This window comes from Gemmatimonas sp. (genome assembly GCF_046594945.1).
GTDB lineage: Bacteria > Gemmatimonadota > Gemmatimonadetes > Gemmatimonadales > Gemmatimonadaceae > Gemmatimonas.
In genome coordinates this window covers 78,721-100,097 of sequence record NZ_JBKJRB010000010.1, presented here as the reverse complement: position 1 = coordinate 100,097, position 21,377 = coordinate 78,721, and the positions used below count along the sequence as shown (strand labels likewise).

16 protein-coding genes are annotated in these 21,377 nt (G+C 63.9%); 5 read left to right on the top strand and 11 right to left on the bottom strand.

The window, feature by feature from the left end:
• The first annotated feature begins 107 nt into the window (after positions 1–107).
• Both ACLL97_RS01645 and ACLL97_RS01640 read left to right on the top strand, forming a co-directional pair.
• A complete protein-coding gene (locus tag ACLL97_RS01645; protein WP_411278729.1) occupies positions 108–668 on the top strand; it encodes a DUF305 domain-containing protein in 561 nt (186 codons plus the stop codon).
• Positions 669–717: 49 nt separating this feature from the next.
• Positions 718–2,493, top strand: a complete 1,776-nt coding sequence (locus ACLL97_RS01640) for an LVIVD repeat-containing protein (protein ID WP_411278728.1) — start codon at positions 718–720, stop codon at positions 2,491–2,493.
• A 64-nt stretch (positions 2,494–2,557) separates the two neighbouring features.
• Here the strand turns inward: ACLL97_RS01640 and ACLL97_RS01635 are convergent, their stop codons facing one another.
• Complete coding sequence (locus ACLL97_RS01635; protein ID WP_411278727.1) at positions 2,558–5,845, bottom strand: sialidase; 3,288 nt, start codon at positions 5,843–5,845, stop codon at positions 2,558–2,560.
• A gap of 77 nt (positions 5,846–5,922) precedes the next feature.
• Complete coding sequence (locus ACLL97_RS01630; protein ID WP_411278726.1) at positions 5,923–7,140, bottom strand: NADP-dependent isocitrate dehydrogenase; 1,218 nt, start codon at positions 7,138–7,140, stop codon at positions 5,923–5,925.
• 210 nt (positions 7,141–7,350) lie between these two features.
• On the opposite strand from ACLL97_RS01630, the gene ACLL97_RS01625 reads away from it, so the two are divergent.
• On the top strand, positions 7,351–7,632 hold the full coding sequence (locus ACLL97_RS01625; protein ID WP_411278725.1) for a rhodanese-like domain-containing protein: 282 nt from the start codon (positions 7,351–7,353) through the stop codon (positions 7,630–7,632).
• A gap of 19 nt (positions 7,633–7,651) precedes the next feature.
• On the opposite strand, the gene ACLL97_RS01620 is transcribed toward ACLL97_RS01625, so the two are convergent.
• From ACLL97_RS01620 to rpsP, 4 genes are read right to left on the bottom strand one after another with little or no spacing between them, the layout of a single operon-like run.
• Entirely contained in the window at positions 7,652–8,140 is a 489-nt protein-coding gene (locus ACLL97_RS01620) for an asparaginase domain-containing protein (protein WP_411278724.1), read from the bottom strand.
• The gene (gene trmD, locus ACLL97_RS01615; protein ID WP_411278723.1) at positions 8,137–8,982 is read right to left on the bottom strand and encodes a tRNA (guanosine(37)-N1)-methyltransferase TrmD; all 846 of its coding nucleotides are present in this window, start codon (positions 8,980–8,982) and stop codon (positions 8,137–8,139) included. Before trmD ends, ACLL97_RS01620 begins: the two co-directional genes overlap by 4 nt.
• A 22-nt stretch (positions 8,983–9,004) precedes the next feature.
• The gene (rimM, locus tag ACLL97_RS01610) at positions 9,005–9,526 is read right to left on the bottom strand and encodes a ribosome maturation factor RimM (RefSeq protein ID WP_411278722.1); all 522 of its coding nucleotides are present in this window, start codon (positions 9,524–9,526) and stop codon (positions 9,005–9,007) included.
• Positions 9,527–9,539: 13 nt separating this feature from the next.
• The gene (rpsP, locus tag ACLL97_RS01605; protein WP_411278721.1) at positions 9,540–9,848 is read right to left on the bottom strand and encodes a 30S ribosomal protein S16; all 309 of its coding nucleotides are present in this window, start codon (positions 9,846–9,848) and stop codon (positions 9,540–9,542) included.
• Between the two features lie 146 nt (positions 9,849–9,994).
• Here rpsP and ACLL97_RS01600 point away from each other — a divergent pair, with 146 nt between their 5' ends.
• Both ACLL97_RS01600 and ggt read left to right on the top strand, forming a co-directional pair.
• The gene (locus tag ACLL97_RS01600; protein WP_411278720.1) at positions 9,995–11,257 is read left to right on the top strand and encodes a putative glycoside hydrolase; all 1,263 of its coding nucleotides are present in this window, start codon (positions 9,995–9,997) and stop codon (positions 11,255–11,257) included.
• Between the two features lie 34 nt (positions 11,258–11,291).
• The gene (gene ggt / locus ACLL97_RS01595; protein WP_411278719.1) at positions 11,292–13,049 is read left to right on the top strand and encodes a gamma-glutamyltransferase; all 1,758 of its coding nucleotides are present in this window, start codon (positions 11,292–11,294) and stop codon (positions 13,047–13,049) included.
• 634 nt (positions 13,050–13,683) lie between these two features.
• Here the strand turns inward: ggt and ACLL97_RS01590 are convergent.
• The 5 genes from ACLL97_RS01590 to ACLL97_RS01570 form a co-directional block, all read right to left on the bottom strand.
• Positions 13,684–14,256, bottom strand: coding sequence for a DUF2911 domain-containing protein (locus ACLL97_RS01590; RefSeq protein WP_411278718.1), 573 nt, complete (start codon positions 14,254–14,256; stop codon positions 13,684–13,686).
• Positions 14,257–14,353: 97 nt separating this feature from the next.
• Positions 14,354–14,803, bottom strand: a complete 450-nt coding sequence (locus tag ACLL97_RS01585) for a TerB family tellurite resistance protein (RefSeq protein WP_411278717.1) — start codon at positions 14,801–14,803, stop codon at positions 14,354–14,356.
• 9 nt (positions 14,804–14,812) lie between these two features.
• Positions 14,813–17,917: a hypothetical protein gene (locus ACLL97_RS01580; protein WP_411278716.1), complete on the bottom strand. Its 3,105-nt coding sequence runs from the start codon at positions 17,915–17,917 to the stop codon at positions 14,813–14,815.
• A 72-nt stretch (positions 17,918–17,989) separates the two neighbouring features.
• The gene (locus tag ACLL97_RS01575) at positions 17,990–19,627 is read right to left on the bottom strand and encodes an N-acyl-D-amino-acid deacylase family protein (RefSeq protein ID WP_411278715.1); all 1,638 of its coding nucleotides are present in this window, start codon (positions 19,625–19,627) and stop codon (positions 17,990–17,992) included.
• Positions 19,624–21,309, bottom strand: a complete 1,686-nt coding sequence (locus tag ACLL97_RS01570; protein ID WP_411278714.1) for an N-acyl-D-amino-acid deacylase family protein — start codon at positions 21,307–21,309, stop codon at positions 19,624–19,626. Before ACLL97_RS01570 ends, ACLL97_RS01575 begins: the two co-directional genes overlap by 4 nt.
• Positions 21,310–21,377 lie beyond the last annotated feature (68 nt).

Here is a 21,377-nt window from a genome sequence, read left to right as displayed (position 1 = left end):
CTACTCGCGCCACCGTCAGCTTCGCCCTGCTCGCGATCGTTGCGCTGCTCGGCGCCTGCGCATCGGGCAGCGTCCCGCGCGCCGGACGTCCGCTCACCCCAGCGCAAATGGCCGCGCAGGACGGCGGGATCCCACCGTACACGAAGGCGGATGTCTCCTTCATGCAGGGGATGATCAGCCATCATGCGCAGGCGGTGACGATGTCGGCGTTCGCCGAGCCGAATGGCGCCAGTTCGGAAGTGCGCGTGCTCGCCGGTCGCATCACGGTCGCTCAAACCGACGAAATCGCTTTCATGAAAACGTGGCTCGGAAAACGAAAGCAAACCGTGCCGGCCGGTGACATGGAAACGATAGCCCACGCCCATCATGCCGGAATGGATATGTCGACCATGGGCGGCAACGCCGCTGGGAGGATGATGCCCGGCATGCTCTCGCCCGCGCAGATGGACACGCTGAAAGCAGCCAACGGACCGGCCTTCGACTGGCACTTTCTGACCTTCATGATCCAGCACCATCGTGGAGCGATTAGCATGGTCGATGAGTTGATGAGTGCCAAAGGCGCCGCCAACGATGACGACGTGTTCAAGTTCGTCTCCGACGTCGTGGCCGATCAGAGTACAGAGATCGACCGCATGGAGTTGCTGCTGAAAGCGCGTTCCCGACCGTAGGCACCTGCATCGCAGACGTCCCTTTCCTTCCTCTCTCCCACTCGCTCCGATGCGAACGCTTCTTCGACCTCTCCTCGCCGGCGCGCTGCTAGTGGCCGGCAACGCGGCCGCGCCGCAGATGGTCCTCGCGCAACCGACACCCGACCCGCGCGTCGGCCTCAAAGCCGGATGGTTTGACGCTGGCGAAGCCGCGTGGAACATCAAGCTCGTCTCCACCACCAAGCCATCGGAATCGTTTCTCAACATGAGCACGCCCGGCGACGCGCGACTCAAGAACTCCGATCTCGCCTTCAGCGGCAATCTGGTCTTTCAAGGCAACTACAGCGGTTGGCAGGTGTGGGACATCGGCAACCCGCGCAAGCCGAAGTTGCGAACGGCGTTCGTCTGTCCAGGATCACAGAGTGACGTCACGGTTTACGGCAACCTCCTCTTCGTATCGGCCGAGGCGGTCGCCGGCCGCGTCGACTGTGGGCTCGGAGGCGTCGAAGCCGAAGTTAGCAAAGACCGCGCGCGTGGCATCCGTATCATCGATATCAGCGACGTTGAGCATCCGAAAACGGTGACCACCGTGCAAACCTGCCGCGGGTCGCACACCAACACGCTGGTGACCGATCCGAAGGACCCCGACAACGTATACGTCTATGTGTCGGGTTCGGCCGGCGTGCGCTCCAGCGACGAATTGGCGGGCTGCTCGGCGCTCTCGCCTGACGTCGATCCGAATTCGGCGCTCTTTCGGATCGAAGTCATCAAAGTGCCGGTGAAGAATCCGGCGGCCGCCGCGATCGTGAGCTCACCGCGCATCTTCGAAGGACTGGCCGAAGCCACGCGCCACGGTGATGCGGCGGCCGATCGGCGCGAGCGTCCTGCCGGCGCGCCGGTGCGCCCCTCGGTGGCGGGGCGCGGCCCCACGCAGTGCCATGACATCACGACCTATCCGGCGGTCGGTCTCGCCGGGGGCGCCTGCAGCGGCTACGGCATTCTGCTCGACATCAGCGACATCCAGAATCCCAAGCGCCTGTACGCCGCAGCCGACACGAACATGTCGGCGTGGCACTCGGCCACGTTCAGCAACGACGGCAGCAAAGTGCTCTTCTCCGACGAATGGGGCGGCGGAAGTTCGCCGCGTTGCCGTGCCACGGACAAGAAGGAGTGGGGTGCCGATGCGATCTTCGTGCGCAATGGCGACAAACTCGACTTCAAGAGCTATTTCAAACTCCCCGCTGCACAAACGAGCAACGAGAACTGCGTGGCCCACAACGGCTCGCTGATTCCCATTCCCGGTCGCGAAGTGATGGTGCAGTCGTGGTATCAGGGCGGCATCAACGTGTTCGACTGGACCGATCCGAATCACGCGTACGAAATCGCGTTCTTCGATCGTGGCCCGATGGACTCCACCGCGCTCGTTGGAGGCGGGCATTGGTCGGCCTACTGGTACAACGGTCTGATCTACGGATCCGAGATCTCCCGTGGTCTCGATGTGTGGGCGCTCACGCCCAGCGAGCACATCTCGAAGAACGAACTCGAGGCCGCCACGCTCGTGAAGTACGCGTACTTCAATCCGCAGGAGCAGCCGCAAGCGGTGTGGCCGGCGGCATTCGTGGTGGCGCGCGCGTACACCGATCAGATGGCTCGCAACAGCGCGGTGCCGAGGGCGTGGCTTGACGGGGTGATGGCGCAACTGGCAACGGCCGAGAAGGCCAAGGGCGACAAGCGCGTGACGGCGTTGAACACGCTCGCCACACAACTTGATACGGATGCCGCTGCCAGCCCGGAGGCGAAACGTGTGACGGCGCTTAGTGCCGTCGTAAAGGCTCTCGCCAAGTAGAGCGAGAACGAAACGCGGCGGGCCCTCGTGAACGGACCCGCCGCGTAACTCATTGTAGTGAATTCTACGGCACGATGCGCAGCGTCGGCCCTGCCCGATCCACGACCTTCGGCAGCCCCTTCGCATCCAGCTGCGCATTCAATGGGGCCAGCTCACTCGCCAGCACTCCGTCGATCAAGGCGAGATGCTGCTTGAGCTGCTCGCGCAGTATCCCATCAACCTCCACATGCTGTGTCGTCGGCGTGAAATCCGAACTCGACATGCCGTTCGCGAGATACCCCATCTTCGAGATGAGCATTGAGCCGAAGCGCACACCGTCCTGTCCCTGACCGGTCTGTCGCAAGTCTACGAGCTTCATCTCGACATCGAGTAGCTTCGTATCGAGCGCGCGAATGGCGCGGGCGACCTCGGCGTCGGTCGCGAGACGCTGCACTTGCTGCAACTGCAGACGTACCGACTCCACGCGATGCACCGCCGATCCCGCATCGTTGAGCTGCTGCTTGATGCCCGCCAGCAGCGCTACTTGCGCCGCGATCTCCGCCTCGGTGCCGCCGCTGTTCGGATCCTTGCGCACCTCCAGCGGCTGCGACTGCACGGTGCCGTCGACCGTGAGGCGCACCGAGTACACTCCTGGTGGCATCAGGATAGCGAGACGACTGGTTCCCGGCGCCGTGCGGCCCTGCGGGCCCGCCACGATATGCTCGGCGTACAGCGGGCTCGTGAGCAGCCGCACCTCCAGGCTCGGCTCATCGCGCAGATCCCAGGCCAGGCGATTCACGCCGGCCGTGTTCGAACCACGAAGCGTGCGGACCACCTTGCCGGCCCCATCGAGAATCTCGATCGTGGGCGCGGCCTTGGCCGACGCCTTCAGGTAGAAATTGATGCTCGCACCGTATTCCGGATCGTCGCCCGCCGTGGGGTCGTCGTACTGGGTACTCGGCGCCGTAATGCCGCGATAGCGATAGGCTGCGCGCGGCCGGAACAGGTGCGCCCCCTTCTCCAGCACCGACGCATCGAGCTGTTGCAGTGGCGCGAGGTCATCGAGAATCCAAAAGCCGCGCCCATACGTCGAGATCACCAGATCGTTGAAGTGCTCTTGCACGACGATGCCCGACACCGGCGCATGCGGCAGGTTGTTCTGCAGCGGCAGCCAGTGATCACCGGCGTCGTAGCTCAAGTAGATCGCGTTCTCCGTACCGAGATAGAGCATGCCACGACGCGTAGGATCTTCGATGATGATCTTGGCGTAGCTCAGCATGCTTTTCGGAATGCCGGTCACGATTTTCGCCCAGCTTTTCCCGAAATCCGTGGTGCGATACACGTACGGATCGCGATCGTTTTCCTGGTGCGCGTCGATCGTGAGATAGGCCGTCGCCGCATCCCACTTGCTGGCCGCGATCGACCGCACCGATCCCCACAACGGAATACCGGGCACGTTGGCCGTGAGATTCGTCCACGTCGCGCCGTCGTCGCGCGTGAGCTGCACGAGCCCGTCGTTGGTACCCACCCAAATCACGCCCTTCTGCTTCGGCGACTCGGCGATGCCGTACACCACACCGGAATACTCGACGCCGATGTTGTCGGGCGTGAGACCGCCCGAGCTCTTCATTTTGGAGCGGTCGTTGCGCGTGAGGTCGGGACTGATCACCTGCCAGCTATTGCCGGCGTCGCGCGTGCGATGCACGTGCTGACTGCCCGTATACACGGTGTGGTGATCGTGTGGCGAGATGAGCAGCGGCGCATCCCAGACGAACCGATACTTGAGCTGATCGGCGGCGCCGTTGGACTGCTGTGGCCAGACCTCGACGTTGCGGAACTGCCGACGATTCTCCTCGAAGCGCACCACGATACCGCCCACCATGCCCGAGCCCGACGCGGTGCTCCAGATGATGTTCGGATCGGTGGGATCGGGCGTGGCCCAACCACTCTCCCCACCGCCCACCGAGTGCCACATGCCGCGCGAAATACCCGAGCCGCGTCCGCCCTGCACGCGACTGTTGCTCGGCCCGCGGTAGCTCGGCTCATCCTGCTTGTTGCCGAGCACATTGTACGGAATGTTGTTGTCGACGGTGACGTGATAGATCTGCGCATTGTCGAGACGCTGCTTGAACCAGGTGCGTCCGCGCGTCGTCGTGATCGAGAGCCCCTGATCGTGCGCCACGATCTGCCGATCGGCGTTGGTCGGATCTATCCAGATATCGTGGTGATCGCCACCGGGCGCTTGCGGGCCCGTGAGCGTCGTGAGCGAGCGACCGCCATCGATCGACCGCGCATACGACGCGGTCAGGAAGTACATCTCGTTGTCGTTGTCGGGCGTGACCGCCATGCGCGAGTAGTAGTGTGCGCGGCCCATCACGTTGCGATCGCGATTGATCAGCGTCCACGTGGCGCCGGCGTCGTCACTGCGCCACAGCTGGCCGCTCTCCGTATCCTGATCGTTCCATGGCACACCGTCGCCCGTTTCGATCATCGCGAAAATGCGCTGCGGCTGCGACGGCGCGATCGCCAGCGCCACCTTCCCCACCGGCTTGACCGGCAGTCCATTTCCCTTGAGTCGCGTCCACGTCGCGCCGCCGTCGATCGATTTGAAGAGCCCGCTCCCCGGGCCACCGCTGGTGCGTCCCCAGGTGTGGATCTCAATCTGCCACATGCCGGCATACAGCGTGCGCGGATTCGACGGGTCCATTGCCAGATCGCTGCAGCCGGTATGCACATCGACGAACAGCACCCGCGTCCACGTGCCACCGCCGTCGGTGGTGCGGAAAACACCGCGCTCTTGCTGCGGGCCATATGCGGTGCCCAGCGCGCACGCCAGCACGACGTCGGGATTGGTTGGATGAATCGCCAGTCGTGCGATGCGCCCCGTTTTCTCGAGCCCCATCAGCGTCCACGTCGCGCCGGCGTCGGTGCTCTTGAAAATCCCCTGCCCGATGGAGATGTGGCTGCGAATGTGGGCTTCACCGGTACCGGCCCACACCACATTCCGGTCGCTGGGCGCCACGGCGATCGCCCCCATCGACATGACCGACTGTCCGTCGAAGATCGACGCCCAGTGCACGCCGGCATCGGTGGTCTTGTAGATGCCGCCCGACGCCGCGCCCACGTAATAGGTGGACGGATCGCCGGCGATACCCGCTGCAGTACTGAACCGATTGCCTTCGGGACCGATATGGCGCCACGGGAGCGCGGCGTACGCCGCAGGCGTGACGGCGGCCGAGATGGCGGCGGCCGGATTGGTGGACTTGGCCGGCGCACGCTGGGCGCCGGCAACACCGGCCGAAACAACACCGGCGGTGGTCACACCCGCCACGACGATCAGCGTTGCTGCGGTTTGACGGAGGGCGAAATGCATGAGGACCTCAGAAGGGGGACGTAGCACACATGCTACTGCCTTTTGAGGTCCTCGTCAAAACGGGTGGACGCCTGTGCTTACGCCATCTTCGCCTGCAAGCGGCGATCGATCGCATCGAGGAATGCTTCCGTGTGCAGATACGGGCTGTCCTTGGAAATCAGAATCGCGAGATCCTTCGTCATCTCACCGGCTTCCACCGCTTCGATGCACACTTGCTCGAGCGTATCGGCGAATGCCGTGACGGCCGGCGTGCCATCGAGCTTGCCGCGATGCGCCAGACCACGCGTCCAGGCGAAGATCGAGGCGATCGGGTTGGTGGATGTCTTGTTGCCCTTCTGATGTTCGCGGTAGTGGCGCGTGACCGTGCCGTGCGCCGCTTCCGCTTCCATCGTCTTGCCATCGGGCGACAGTAGCACGCTGGTCATGAGGCCAAGCGAGCCAAATCCCTGCGCCACGATATCCGACTGCACGTCACCGTCGTAGTTCTTGCACGCCCACACGTAGCCGCCTTCCCACTTGAGCGCCGACGCCACCATGTCGTCGATCAGGCGATGCTCGTACGTGAGCCCCGCGGCGTCGAATGCAGCCTTGAATTCGCTGTTGAACACTTCCTCAAACAGATCCTTGAACTGGCCGTCGTAGGCCTTGAGGATCGTGTTCTTCGTGCTGAGGTACACCGGGTAGTTTCGCTGCAAACCGTACGTGAGGCTGGAGCGAGCGAAGTCGCGGATGGAATCGTTGAAATTGTACATACCCATCGCCACACCACCGTCGGCGCCGAACTTCACCACTTCAAACTCCATCGGCGCGCTGCCATCGGCCGGCGTGTACGTCATCGTCACCGTGCCCGCACCCGGCGCCTTGAAGTCGGTCGCCTTGTACTGATCGCCGTGCGCATGACGGCCCACCACGATCGGCTTCGTCCAACCCGGCACCAGGCGCGGGATGTTCGAGATGATGATCGGCTCGCGGAAGATCACGCCGCCCAGGATATTGCGGATCGTGCCGTTGGGGCTCTTCCACATCTTCTTGAGCCCGAACTCCTTCACGCGGGCTTCATCGGGCGTGATCGTCGCACACTTCACCGCCACGCCGTGCTTCTTGGTGGCCTCGGCCGAGTCGATCGTGACCTGATCGTTGGTCGCATCGCGGTGCTCGATCCCGAGGTCGTAGTACTCGAGTTCAACGTCGAGATACGGGAGGATCAGCTTGTCCTTGATGAACTGCCAAATGATGCGCGTCATCTCGTCGCCGTCCATTTCGACGACGGGGTTCACAACCTTGATCTTGGCCATCGGGCGATACCGAAGAAGTTCGGAAAGGGGAGTGGGAATGAATCTCGAACAATACCGTCGAGGCGGGCCGCATGGAACGGTTCAGCACTCCGGTCGCCGAGACGGCGGAATCGGCTATCTTGCCGAGCTATGCATATATGCGTATATATAGGAGGTCAAGCGCGACAGACGCGACCGTTGATCCTCTCATTCCCTCGTCCGGGCCCGCTCATGCCGTCGTTTCGCCAGAAGCCAGTCGACATTGTGATCGACGTTCGCTCCAAGGTCGAGTTTTGGCTCGGCCACCTACCGAGCGCCGTCTGCCTGCCCGTGCAGACGATTGCCGCGACCATCCCCGATCAGCCAGGCATCAGCAAGGATTCGAAGATCCTGCTCTACTGCGCCAGCGGAGCGCGATCGGCCATGGCGGCCGAAATCCTGAAGTCCCACGGCTATCGCCGCGTGGTCGACGGTGGACCGATATCTTCAGCTCGGGGTGAGTTCGCCGCGTAAGAAACTCGGGCGAAAACGGCTATCCCAGCGACTCGAACACCCCTACGTCACGGTTTTTGCGCACGTCGTCCCAGCGAAAGCAGCGGCCGTTCATGGCCACATATACTCCTGGCGCGAGCGCCTGCACGAAGCTCAGGGCGCTGCCAAGGTTGAAGAGTCCATCGGAGCTGCCGAAGGCATAGGGCACCATCGCGCCGGTCAGCACGATGGTCTTGGTCGTCACCAAGGCAGCGATCACCGCGGCCGTGTCCACCATGGTGTCTGTGCCATGCGTGATCACGATCTGCGTTTCCGCGCACGTTGCACAGGCCTCGACGATACGCTGTCGATGCGCCTCCTTCATTTCGAGACTGTCGATCATCATCAGCACGTCAACATGCACCTCGAGCATACACCGACCACGGCGCAGCATCTCTTCAACGTGTGTCGCCTCGAAGTGCAGCGTGCCGGTCAGCTCGTCGTACTCTTTATCGAACGTGCCACCCGTGACAAACACGCGCAGACTCACTCGGCCTCCGTGGCGCCGGGCGCGTCAGTGGCGATCTTCCGTGCCGCACGTGCTCTCGCACGTTCTTTCGCGGCCTTCTCTTTCGCTTTCTTGAGCGCCTTCGCCGCCTGCACACGCTCCACGGCCGCGATCGCCTCTTCACGGGTCGAACTCATCTGCTCGCGCGCGGCCCACTCGGCGCGATCGCGTGCCTCGGCATCGCGTGTACGCTGCAGGCTTTGATCGTCGCGCCACGCCACCACCTTGGCGTGATCACCGCCCACTAACACGTCGGGCACGGTATGGCCGCGATATTCGGCCGGACGCGTGTAGCTCGGCGCACTGATACCACGATCGAAAAACGAATCGGTACGCGCGCTCTCAATGTCACCCATGGCACCCGGTAGCAGCCGCACCGTGGCATCGATAATCGCCAATGCCGCCGGCTCACCGCCGCTCAGCACGAAGTCGCCCAGTGAGAGTTCTTCGGTGGCCAAGTGCGTAGCCACGCGCTCATCGACGTCCTTGTAGTGTCCGCACAGCAGCGTGAGCTCGGTGCCCGCCGCGAAGCGCACCGCGTCGGCGTGCGAGAAGCGGCGTCCGCGCGGCGACAACAACACGATCGGTGCCATCGCCTGCACCGACTCCACCGCCTCAAAGAACGGACCGGGCTTCATCACCATGCCCGGGCCACCGCCAAACGGATAGTCATCCACCGTTCGGTGGCGATCGTACGTGAACGTGCGCAGATCGATCAAGTTGTACGACACCCCACCGGTGCCGGCCGCCTTGGCGGGAATGCTGAGAGACAGCGGCCCCGCGAAGAACTCGGGGAAGATCGTCACGACGTTGATGCGCAGCACGGCGATCGCTCGGGTGAACGCGTTAGTGGTCGAGCAGGCCGTCGAGCGGCTTGAGCACGATCGTGTTACGCTCTTCGTCCAGGCGCTCGATAATCTCGGGATGCCAGGGCACGAGCGGACGACCGGTCGCGGTCTCGACTTCGAGAATCAGCCCCTGGGGCGCGTCGTACACATCGCGCACCACGCCCACATGACCCTGACCCTCCACTTCAACGTCCATGCCGATGAGCGCGAAAATGTACACCTCGTCGTCGTCCGGCTCGGGCATGTCTGCGGTGTCGGCCAACAAATAGCGTCCGCGCCACGACTCGGCCACATCGCGATCGGTCACTTCAGTCACGCGCACGAGCCAGTCCGTGTTCATGGGACGGCCGTCATCAATGTGCAGCATGGCGGCGGTGGGATCACCGCTGATGTTGCCCTTCCGGTCACCCGCATAAATGACAACGCCGGACGTGAAAATCACGTCCGGCGCCGCAGATAGCGACTCGACGGCCCAGGCACCGCGCACACCATGTGCGCGACGCACCTTGCCGACAATCACATATTCAGGCAGATCACGCCTCGGGGAGAGCGACCGCGGTGGCCTTGAGCTTGGCCGCAAGGCGCGCTTCGTGGCGCGACTTGAGGATACCGGCGCGGCGGAGCAGCGAGCGCACGGTGTCGGTGGGCAGCGCGCCCACGTTCATCCAGTACTCGACACGATCGTGCTTGAGGTTGAGCGCATTCTCGCCGAGCTGCGGCTGGTACTGTCCGATGATCTCGATAAAACGGCCATCGCGCGGCGCCTTCGAATCGGCAATGACGATACGATACATCGGGGTCTTCTTCCGGCCTTCGCGGCGGAGACGGATCTTGACGGCCATGTGATGATCTCAGTTCAGACAGTTGGGACAGCTCGCCAGTCGTATCGCCACCGGCGTTCCGGGCTCGTCGCGAAGTCGGCGTTTCCGACCCGCACCCGGGTCCCCGTTTCCGGGGAGCCTCGAAGCATAGTCAGGTTGACGCGCTGATGCCACTCCAACGGCTCGTGTACTACAAAGGCGGGTACTCCACGACACGCCGCCGTCCCTTCTTCATTCGCCGCACCGACGAGACGCCCGTGAACTCATTCCGTCCCCGCCTCGCCCTGTCGCTGACCGTGGGCCTCTCTTTGGCCTGCCTTGGCGGCTGCCTCGACAGCCGTGCGGAGTCGGCATCCGGCACCCGTGAGACGGCTGCCGCCGAGACGGCTGCCGTATCAAAGACTTCGACGGTCGTCGGCCCCAGGGATACTGCAGTCGCGCCAGCAGCGCTGCCCGCCATTCGGGCGCTCTACGTCAATCGCTTCGCGGCGCAGAGCAGGAAGCGGATGCACCAGCTGTTGGCGATCGCGGACAGCACCGAAATCAACGCGCTGGTTGTCGACATGAAAGACGAGTTCGGCCTCAATTACCTGTCGAGCGACCCGTCGATCGCCCGAAACGCCGGCACGCAGACCAAGATCCGCGACGTCAACGCACTGCTCGACTCGCTCCGGGCGCACAAAGTGCTGGCCGTGGCGAGGCTGGTCGTCTACAAGGATTCGGTGGCCAGCCGAATGAACCCGGAAGACGTGATCCGGCGATCGGACGGCACGGCTTGGCGCGACCACAAGGGGCTCAGCTGGGTGAACCCGTACAGCATCCGTATTCAGGAGTACAACCTGGCCGTGGCCGAAGAGCTCGTCCGGATGGGTTTTGGCGAGATCCAGTGGGACTACATCCGTTTTCCCGAACCCTACAAGTCGCTGCCTCCGCAGCTGTTTCCCAACAGCAACGGGCAATCCAAGCCCGACGCCATCGCCGCTTTCTTGAAGCAAGCGCAGACGCGGCTCCATGCCCTCGGCGCGCGAAGCACGGCCGACGTGTTCGGGCTAGTCACGACCGTGCCTGGGCCGCTGGAGGTCGCGCAGCACTGGGAGAAGCTCGCCCCCGTTACCGACGTGCTGTTGCCGATGGTTTACCCATCGCACTACCCGCGCGGGGCGCTCGGGGTGGCGCGTCCCAATGCCGACCCGTATGCCATCGTGAACAAGGCCATCGCCCGCGCCAAGCAGCGAAACGACGCACTCGGCCTGACAGGTGAACGCGTGCGCCCGTACCTGCAGGCATTCTCGTTGGGCCAGCCGCCCTACGGTGCCCACGAGGTGCGTCAACAGATCAAGGCCGTGTACGACGCCGGCTACAACGGCTGGGTGCTCTGGCATCCTGGCTCCAAATACGAACCCTTCATGACGGCGCTCGAGCGAAAGTAGATTCGGCATACGTCACCCCTCCCTCCACGCCCCCATGATCCCCTCTCTGCTCTCCCGGCGACGCCCGCCGAATCTCGTCGCGTCGCGTGCTCTGATGGCCGCTTGGCCTTCGGTCGCCTCGCTCGCCTTCAGCGGTCTCCTCGGCGCGCAGGAACCCGCCGCCGCGCGGGCTCCTCGTGCAGCCGTGAACGCCCCCAAGGGCATGGTGGTCTCAGCGAGCGCGATCGCCAGCCAGGCCGGCCGCGACGTCTTGGCCAAGGGCGGCAACGCCATCGACGCCGCCGTCGCCACCGGGTTCGCCCTGGCGGTCACCTACCCCACCGCCGGCAACATCGGCGGGGGCGGATTCATGGTGGTGCGCTTCGCCGATGGCAAAACCACCACGATCGACTTCCGCGAAAAGGCGCCGTCTCGCGCGACACCGGAAATGTTCACCGATAGCACGGGCGCCTACTCCGCACGCATTCACCACAGCTCGCACAAAAGCGTGGGCGTGCCCGGTACGGTGGCCGGCTTCGCGCATGCGCACCAGAAGTACGGCAAGGTCTCGTGGGCGAAGCTGGTTGACCCGGCGGTGAAGCTGGCCGGTAATGGCTTCGTGATTCCGTCCGGATTGGCCGCTTCGCTGGCCGGCACGCGCAACAAGCTCGCCGCCTATCCCGCGTCCATCGCGGCATATTACAAATCCGGCCAGCCCTACGCCGCCGGTGAGAAGCTCGTGCTGGGAGATCTGGCGAAGACACTCACGCGCGTGCGTAACCAGGGGCGCGACGGCTTTTACAAGGGCACCACCGCTAAGCTGATCGCCCGGGAAATGGCGTCGCACGGTGGATTGATCAACGAAGCCGACTTGGCGGCCTATCAGCCAGCCGAGCGCGCCGCGGTGAAGGGCACGTATCGCGGCTACGAGATCATCTCGATGCCGCCGCCGAGTTCCGGTGGAACCGCGATGATCGAGATGCTGAATATTCTCGAAGGCTACGACCTCAAGCGCTTCGGCCACAACTCCCCGCAGTACGTGCACTATCTGGCGGAGAGCATGCGGAGGGCGTTCCGTGATCGCGCGCTGTACCTCGGGGATCCCGATTTCACCAAGCCGCCGCTCGAGAAGCTGATGAGCAAGGCCTACGCCACGGAGTTACGCCGCTCCATCATGAACGACAAGGCGTCGCCGTCGTCACCGGCCGATGTGGCGCAGGGCTACGAGAGCGACGAGACCACGCACTACTCGGTGGTCGATAAAGACGGAATGGCGGTGTCGGTCACATACACGCTCGAAGCTGGCTACGGCTTAGGTGCCGTGGTGGACGGCGCCGGATTTTTGCTGAACAACGAGATGGGCGATTTCAACGGCAAACCCGGCCTCACCGACAGCACGGGATTGGTGGGTACGACGCCCAACATCGCGCAGCCCGGCAAGCGCATGCTCTCCAGCATGACACCAATGATTCTCGCCAAAGACGGCAAGCTCGTAGCCGTCGTGGGCAGCCCCGGCGGACGCACCATCATCAACACCGTGATGGAAGTCGTGCTTAATCTGGTCGACTTTCAGATGCCCGTGCAAGACGCCGTGAACGCGCCGCGCTTACATCATCAGTGGTTGCCGAACGTGATCACCATGGAACGCTACGGCACCTTACCGGAAACGGTGAAGGCACTGGAAGCCATGGGCCACACCGTGCGACTGGGCGGCAATCAGGGCACCGCGCATTCAATCTTCGTGAACGCCAAGGGTGTGCGGCAGGGTGCGGCAGACCCGCGCGACCGGGACGCGGGGGCAATCGGGCACTGAACAAGAGCGTGACCTACGCGAAATCGCGCGACGTCGGTCAGCGCAACTACGTGCTTCCTGCTTCGCCGCGCGCATCACGGGCTTTCTGCGAACGCTCGTCGACGCCCGCTGCAAATACGAGGGCGACAACGACGATTCCAGCAGGGATGCCAACCACCAGCCCCGCAGCGAACAGCACAAGATTATTCACTGCGGTCGCGGTCGATGAGAAGCGCGACGCTACCAAACGACAAAATCGACGGAACCCACAGTCCGACGTACAATCCTTGGTCGTGGTGGCCCGTGAACCACAGCGTCACCGATAGCAGGAATGATGCGAACGCGGATACAAGTATGACAATCGCAGCACTGCGCCGCTGTTTGTTGCGCGACATCTTTACTGACCTCGCTCTGAACGGAAGGCCTCATTACCGGGGCTACGGTAGAGACGATAGAAGACCACAGATCCGGTCGATGTTCCCACGTTTTTTGAAATGACATGGCAACAGCTCGCGATTCGACGCCATCACCGCGTCCAGTATCGAACGTTCTTGGCACTCGTCCCGAGGATTCAAGACCAACGGAGTCGTAGCAAATCGCCCGGGTGCAAAAAAACGGGGTACGAAGCGAACTCGCTCCGTACCCCCCCTACTCCCTACTTAACCGTAAACCCCGCCACGGCCTTGTAATTGTCCCACGCGATAATGATCTCGCCGCCCTTACCCGCCGGCTTCACTATGATCTCCATCTTCTCGACCACGGGGTTGTTGCTCGTCACCGTCATCGGAATGCGTACGAGATCCTGCTTCGGGTCATAAGCCGTGCCCCACTGCTTCGTCTGCTTGTTCACGATCAGCTCCCACTTGCCGTTCTCTTCGATCTTCGTGAACAGCGTGTACGTACCGGCCGGCACCGTGATCGCGCCGAACGCCAGCGGCTTGGCCGTGGTGAAGTGCGTGGCTTCGTTGGCACCCGTGCGCCACACCATTCCCCACTTCATGTCACCGAGGCCATTGAACAGCACGCGACCGCGCTTGGACGGGCGGCCGTAGTTCACGTTGATGTTGGCGCCGGCGATCGTGGTGATCACCGAGTCGCGCGGCGACGCGGGCGCCTTGGAATCCATCTTCATGCCGCCCATGGCGCCCTGGGCCGAGGCCGACACGGAGATCAGGGAAAGAGCGGCCACGGCGTAGGCGCCGCGGAAAAGCGTACGGGAAAGCGACATAGTGTTTGTAGAGTCGGATACGGGATGAAAGGCGCAGCGAACAACTGGGAAGTTTACCCGATCGGCGCCGGAAGGGTTCCCGGCGGCGACGTCGCCCCTACTGCGCCTTCTTCCGTGCCTGGGCCAGAAACGCCGGCTCCAGCTGCAACAGGCTGGCCAGCTTCCGCATGACGTACGACTCCTGGCTATCCAGAGAGCCGTCGGCCAGCGCCACCTGCCACATCAGCTCCGCCAGCACGATGCGCTGCGCGACGTCGTAGTCCTTCACCACCCGCCGTGTGAACACGAAGTGGTCCACCGCGTCGTGATTGGCCGCCGCCGCTTCGGCCAGCATCTGCTTCGCACCGGCTTCGTCCACGCCGAACTGCCGCTGCAGGATGTCCATGATCCGCGCCTGCTCAGCCTCGCTGAAGTCACCGTCGGCACAGGCCAGCTCCACCAGCAGGGCGCACGCCGCAACGCGCACGTCGTGCATATGCCCCCGGGAGTGCGCGCCGGGGGTCCCCGGCACGCTGTCTCCAATCAACTTGCGAATCGCCTCGAGCATCGATCGCGACTACATGCGCGTGGCCGGCCCGATCGCGCGATCGAGCTTGGCCTTCGCCGCTTCCAATTCCTTGCGCAGGAACGTGTACCGCTGGTACGCGTCCTGCCCGACCTTCTGGTCGGCTCGCGCCGTCATACCGGCCAGATACGTGATGTGCGCTTGCAGTCCCGGCTTGCCGTAACGAATGGGCTGCGTGTTCACGATGTCACTCACTTCCTTCACCTTCGTCGCGGTATCCGCCGCGGCGCCGGTAGCCCCCTTGTACTTGGCTTCCGCCGTTTTTACGCGCACCAGCAGCGCGTTCACGTCGGCTACCATCTCGCGCATCTTCAGGTTGTGCGTGTACTGCGCCTGCAGATCCGCTTCGGTGGTGCCGTCGGCTGCCAAACGCGGATCGATCCGCAGGCGCAGCGGCACCGACTTCGTGATGCCACCAGCGGTGACCTTCACCGAGTACGTGCCCGGCGGCGAACCGAGTCCGTTGGAGTGCTGGGCACCCCACACGAAGCGGTTCATGCCGGCGTTCTTGGTCACCAGGTTGACCGTTGGCGCGACGAGTGGCTGACGCGGACCACGGCCTTCCATCATCGCGGCATCGGGGTCATCGTCGCCGCCGAAGCGCGGACGCGGGGCCTGCGGCACAATGCCACTCTTGTATGTGTTCACCACCTTGCCCGCCGCATCCAGAATCTCGATGCGCACGGTGTCGCCCGGCGCGCTGGCCAGGAAATAGTCCACCGCCGGACCGAGCAGCGCCGGCGTGGTGGTCGTGCGATAGCCGTCACGCGGCGAGAACAGCGTAAGCGCTGCGTTCTGCGTGGCGGGACCGATTTGCTGCAACGCCGAGATGTTGTCCATGATCCACGCCGAGCGCCCCTGCGTGGCAATCACCAGATCGCCGCGATGGACCTTGATGTCGTTGATCGGTATCTGTGGCATGTTCAGGTTGAACGGCTGCCAGTGGCCACCGTTGTCGAACGAGATGTAGAGACCGAACTCGGTGCCGGCGTACAACAGCCCTTCACGTACGGGATCTTCGCGTACCACGCGCGTGGGCGCATCGGCCGGAATACCGTTCTTGCCATCAGTGAGCAACTTCCATGTTTTGCCGTAGTCGTTCGTGAGATAGATGTACGGCTTGTAGTCGCCCAGCAGGTAGCGGTAGGTCGCGAAGTAGGCCGAGCCCTTCCGGTGCGGCGACGCTTCGATCCACGCCACGCGTCCACCTTCACCGAGTTCCTTCGGCGTCACGCGCGCCCAGGTTTTGCCATCGTTGCGCGTCACCGAGAACGGACCGTCGTTCGACCCCGTCCAGATCACGCCCTTCTCCAGCGGCGATTCCGTAATCGCGTACAACGTGCTGTAGAACTCTTCACCCGTCACGTCGCGCGTGATCGGTTCGCCGCTGCCGCCCTGGCAGCACTTCGGGAACCAGGTGAGGTCGGGGGAGATCTTCTCCCACGTCGCCCCGTTGTTCCGCGTGCGATGCAGATACTGCGAGCCGTAGTACAACACCTTCGGATCGTGCGGCGACAACGCCATCGGCGTCGTGCGCTGCATGCGATACTCGAGATCACCGCCATCGTTGCCGTACAGCGATTGCGCACCGATCCAATAATTCTTGGTCACGCCGGCTTCGACGTTCATCAGGGCATACTGCCCCTTGCAGTTGCCGTGAATGAGATTCCGGTCGCTCGGGTGCGGAATGATCGGCCCCGTTTCGCAGCCCGGCCCCGTGCGCACGGTGCTCATATTGAACACGTCGTTGTTGCTCGGCACGATGTACGTGCTGTTGTCCTGCTGCGCCATGTACAGCTTGTACGGGAACGCGTTATCCAGCCACACGCCGTAAAACTCGGCCGTGGGCTGAATGTCTTGCGAGCTCCACGTCTTGCCGCCGTCGAACGACACGTTGGCACCACCGTCATTCGACTGCACCATCGTGTTGCTGTTCGTCGGATTGATCCAGATGTCGTGATTGTCGCCGTGCGGCGTGCGAAACGGCGCCACGGTCTTGCCGCCGTCGGTGCTCTTGTAGAACGTCTCGGCGCCGGCGAACACGACGTCGGCGTTCGACGGATCCGTGCCCAACGAGGTGTAGTAGAACGGCCGCGTGATCAGGCCGGGAGTGCTGTTCATGAGCGCCCAACTCGCACCGGCATCATCGGAGCGATAGAGCCCGCCGCCCGGCATCGCTTCCACGAGTGCATAAATGCGGTTCGGGTTGGCCGCCGTGACCGCCAAGTTGCCCTTGCCGGTGATCTGGTTCGGCAGTCCGCCCACCATTTTGGTGAAACTGTCACCGCCGTTCGTGCTCTTGTAGAAGCCACCTTCGCGCGAGCCGGAAATGATTGACCACGGCTTCCGCTCGATGTGGTTCATCCACGCGTACACGACGCTCGGATTACCTGGCTGCAACTCGACATCCATCGCGCCCGTGCTGTCGCTCACGTACAGCGTCTTCTTCCACGACTTGCCGCCATCGGTGCTCTTGAAGATGCCGCGCTCGTTGTTCGGCTTGAAGATGTCTCCATACGCCGCCACCCAGACGATGTCCGGATTGGTCGGGTGGACGCGCACGGCGCCGATCTGTCCCGCATCGTAGAGTCCGCTGAACTGCCACGACGCGCCGTTGTCCACACTCTTGTATACGCCGCGGCCGGTGGACACGTTGCTGCGCACGCCGTCCGAACCGGTGCCCACGTAGACAATATTCGGATTCGATTCCGCCACCGCGATCGAGCCGATCGAGCCGAGGGGGATCTTGTTGTCGGTGATGAAATCCCATGAGTCACCACCGTTCGTCGTGCGCATCACGCCACCGCTGGCCACGCCGGCGTAGAACGTCTTCGGCTGCGACGGCACACCGGTCACCGAGGTGACACGGCCACCACGGGAATGGCCAACGAGACGGTAGCTGAGCCCCTTGAACAGAGCGGGGTCAGCCGACGCCATCATCGGCGCGGCGAGCGCTTTCACGGCGGGCTTGGCGACCGCACGAGCCGGGGTGGTGGCCGGCTTGGCTTGGCCGCCCAACGGGAGACCAAGGGGCAGTGCGGCGCAGGCCGCCGAGATCGAGAGGAAGAGTGTTCGGCGAATCATCTCAGGGATCATGAGGAGAGGCGGGACGAAGGGCTACTTCAGTGCTACGTCCGGTGGCGGCAGACGTTGAGGGATAGCGCGTGATTACGCGGGACGAAGTACTTGCCCCGCCCCGGCCGATGGCCGTTGACCGTCGCGCACCGAGATCACGCCGTTCACGACCACCGCCGCCATGCCCAGCGGGTATTGGAACGGGTTGGCAAACGTGGCCGTATCGGCCACCCGGGCGGTGTCGAATACCACGACATCGCCCGCCATACCGGGGGCGAGCTTCCCGCGATCGACCAAGTGCACGCGGGCCGCGGGCACCGCGGTCATTTTGCGGATCGCACTGGCCAATGAGAGCGCCTTCCGCTCGCGCACGTAGCGGCCAAGGACCCGCGGAAAGGTGCCGGCGCCGCGCGGGTGCGGGCTGCCGCGCCGCGTGGGGCCGTCGATCGCGAAGGCGCCACCATCGGAGCAAACCATGCTGAACTCGTGGGCCAGCAGGCGGTCGATGGTATCTTCGCTCATCGCGAAGCCCAGCATGCCTACGTCGGCTCGGTTGCGTTCCAGGAGGCCGACCGCCGCTAGATATGGGTCGACCCCCTTGGCCGACGCGTAGGCGCCCAGGCGCTTGCCTTCGGCGTCGCGGTCGATGGCTTCGGCCACTCGCGAGATCTGTACGTTTTCCCAGCCGCCGATCAACTCCACTTTGGCCAGCGCCTCCGTGCGAATGCGCGGCGCCACCGTGGGGTCTTTGAGTCTCGCCAGAAAAGCGTTGGTGCCGCCGTCTCGACTCCACACCGGAAACAGGTTGGTGAGTCCGGTCGAATACGCTTCGTACGGGTACACATCGAACTGCACGTCGATACCCGCCGCGCGCGCAGTGGCGATGCGCGCCAATGCGGTGTCCAGCTTCGGCCAGTTCCGCGTGCCCTGCATTTTCAAGTGTGAAATCTGTAGCGGGCATCCGGCTCCACGCGCCACCGCAATTGACTCGTCGATGGAGTCGAGCACGCGGTCGTCTTCGTTGCGCATGTGGGTGGCGTACGGCAACCGCTTGGCGGCCAGCGGGCGACAGAGCGCGATCAACTCCTCCGCGCTCGCGAACGCCCCCGGCGTGTATTCCAGTCCGGTCGACGCCCCGCAGGCGCCGGCGGCGATGGCCTGCTCCACCATGCGCACCATCCGCTGGAGTTCGTTAGCCGTCGCCTTCCGATCGTCATCACCGACCACGGCGCCGCGCACGCTACCCAAGCCGATCATCGCCGCCACATTCACCGCCGGTCGCGCCGCCTCGAGCGCGGTGGCCCACGCGTTGAAGCTGTGCGCCCCGTCTCCCTGAAAGCGAGAACTCCCGTCGGCACCGGCCACGATCGTCGTGATGCCTTGACGCACCACCGACTCGGCGCGCGGATCGTCCAGCAACGAGCCGTCGCCATGCGAGTGGATGTCCACAAAGCCGGGCGCAACCGCGAGTCCGCGCGCGTCGATCTCTTCTTCACCGGCGCCGCCAATGCGCGGCGCGATCTCCGCAATACGTCCCGCACTGATCGCGAGGTCGGCGAGGCGGGGGGCTCCGCCGCTCCCGTCGAAAATCGTGCCGCCACGAATCACCAGATCGTGCGCGGGACGTCCCGGGCGCACGTTGATGCCGAACCGCACGTCACTGCTGACCACCGCCGCGACCATGCCAGCGGCCTGCAGAAACTCCCGCCGTGTGCTGATGCCGTCGCTCATCGCTTGGCTCCGGCACCGAGTACGACACGGCCCGGCTTCGCGCCCGTGTGTTCACCATCCTTGAGCACCTGCACGCCGTTCACAAATACGTGACGCATGCCGCTGGCGTACTGATGCGGCTGCTCGAACGTCGCATTGTCGCGAATGGTCTTGGGGTCGAACAGCACCACATCGGCGAAGTAGCCGGGCTTGAGCATGCCGCGACGTGCGAGCCGGAGGTTGCTGGCCGGGAGCGCGGACATGCGCCGCACGGCTTCCTGCAGCGTGAGGACCTGTTCGTCGCGCGTGTACTTGCCAAGCACGCGCGCGAAGCTCCCGTAGGCGCGCGGATGCGGACTGCTCTTCAAAAACTTGCCTTCCGATGCCAGCGAGCCGGCATCGGAGCCGATGCTCACCCACGGCTTCCTGATCTGCTTCACGATGTTGTCTTCGTCGATAATGAAGTAGATCGTGCCCACGCGCGTGCCGTCTTTCACCACCAGATCCATCGCCGTCTCCTCCGGTGTGGTACCACGCATCGTTGCCACCGCCGCAAGAGTTTTTCCGGTGTACTGCTTGAGCGAGTCGGCCTTGAAGCCCGACAGGACCACGCGTTCCGGCGACCCGGCGGCCAGCAGCAGGCTTTCCCACTGGTCGGTTGGCGTGCGCATCTCCGTGGCAACGCGCTGGCGGATGGCCGGATCCTGCAGACGCTTCGCCCACGAGGCGTAGCCGCCTTCCTGCACCCAGGGCGGCATCGCGGCGTCGAGTCCGGTGGCACCGGCCGTGTACGGATAAATGTCGGCCGTGATCTCCAGTCCTTCGGCGCGCGCGGCTTCGATGCGCGCCAGCACCTTCTCCATTTTCGGCCAGTTGCTCTCGCCGGCGGCCTTCAGGTGATAGATCTCCGCGCGCACACCGGCTTCGCGGGCAATCGTGATCAACTCCTCCACGGCTTCCTCAAGGCGCGCGCCCTCGCTGCGCATGTGCGAGATGTACATGCCACCGAATGGCGCGGCGGCCTTCATGAGCGCCACCAGTTCCGGCGTCTTCGCATAAAAAGCCGGCGCGTAGATCAATGACGAGCCCACGCCGAGCGCCCCTTCTGCCATCGCCGAACGCACTTCGGCCTGCATCGCGTCGAGTTCTGCCGCCGTGGGAGCGCGATCGTCCCATCCCACATGATTGATCCGCACCGTGGTCGCGCCGATGAACGACGCGATGTTGGTGCTGATGCCCTTCTTTACCAGCGAATCCTGATACCCCCGTAACGTGCGCCAGGTAATCGGGAAGGTGATGTCGCCCTGCTGAGACAGCATGTCGGCGCGCAGCGTATCGGACAGCGGCCCCATCGACTCGCCCTCGCCCATGACTTCCAGCGTCACTCCCTGTCGGATGTCGCTCTGACTGCGTCCATCTTCGATCAACGACTCCGTAGCCCAGCTCAGCATGTTGATGAAGCCGGGGGCCACCGCCAGTCCCGACGCGTTTATTTCGATCCGTCCGGTCCCGCCGATCGTGCCGATGGCCACGATGGAATCACCGCGAATCGCCACGTCCGACGCGGTCGGTGCCCCGCCCGAGCCGTCGAACACGGTGCCGCCACGAATGACAACGTCATAGTCTGCCGGCGCAGAACAGGCGGCCACAACCAGCAACGCAGCCAGTCGACGTACTGCACGAAAACGGATGAATCGAGTCATAAACGGACGTTACGCGCTGCGGACGCCTACCGGAACCGTCAGCGCCGTCGACCGGATTTCCCTCGGGG

Bases quoted from the DNA above. Each gene is read 5' to 3' on its own strand.
- ACLL97_RS01625 (WP_411278725.1), top strand. From the start codon at position 7,351: ATGCCGTCGTTTCGCCAGAAGCCAGTCGACATTGTGATCGACGTTCGC.
- ACLL97_RS01575 (WP_411278715.1), bottom strand. From the start codon at position 19,627: ATGAGCGACGGCATCAGCACACGGCGGGAGTTTCTGCAGGCCGCTGGC.
- ggt (WP_411278719.1), top strand. From the start codon at position 11,292: ATGATCCCCTCTCTGCTCTCCCGGCGACGCCCGCCGAATCTCGTCGCG.
- ACLL97_RS01630 (WP_411278726.1), bottom strand. From the start codon at position 7,140: ATGGCCAAGATCAAGGTTGTGAACCCCGTCGTCGAAATGGACGGCGAC.
- ACLL97_RS01570 (WP_411278714.1), bottom strand. From the start codon at position 21,309: ATGACTCGATTCATCCGTTTTCGTGCAGTACGTCGACTGGCTGCGTTG.
- ACLL97_RS01635 (WP_411278727.1), bottom strand. From the start codon at position 5,845: ATGCATTTCGCCCTCCGTCAAACCGCAGCAACGCTGATCGTCGTGGCG.
- ACLL97_RS01580 (WP_411278716.1), bottom strand. From the start codon at position 17,917: ATGATCCCTGAGATGATTCGCCGAACACTCTTCCTCTCGATCTCGGCG.
- ACLL97_RS01585 (WP_411278717.1), bottom strand. From the start codon at position 14,803: ATGCTCGAGGCGATTCGCAAGTTGATTGGAGACAGCGTGCCGGGGACC.
- ACLL97_RS01640 (WP_411278728.1), top strand. From the start codon at position 718: ATGCGAACGCTTCTTCGACCTCTCCTCGCCGGCGCGCTGCTAGTGGCC.
- ACLL97_RS01645 (WP_411278729.1), top strand. From the start codon at position 108: ATGGCCGCGCAGGACGGCGGGATCCCACCGTACACGAAGGCGGATGTC.
- rpsP (WP_411278721.1), bottom strand. From the start codon at position 9,848: ATGGCCGTCAAGATCCGTCTCCGCCGCGAAGGCCGGAAGAAGACCCCG.
- ACLL97_RS01590 (WP_411278718.1), bottom strand. From the start codon at position 14,256: ATGTCGCTTTCCCGTACGCTTTTCCGCGGCGCCTACGCCGTGGCCGCT.
- ACLL97_RS01600 (WP_411278720.1), top strand. From the start codon at position 9,995: ATGCCACTCCAACGGCTCGTGTACTACAAAGGCGGGTACTCCACGACA.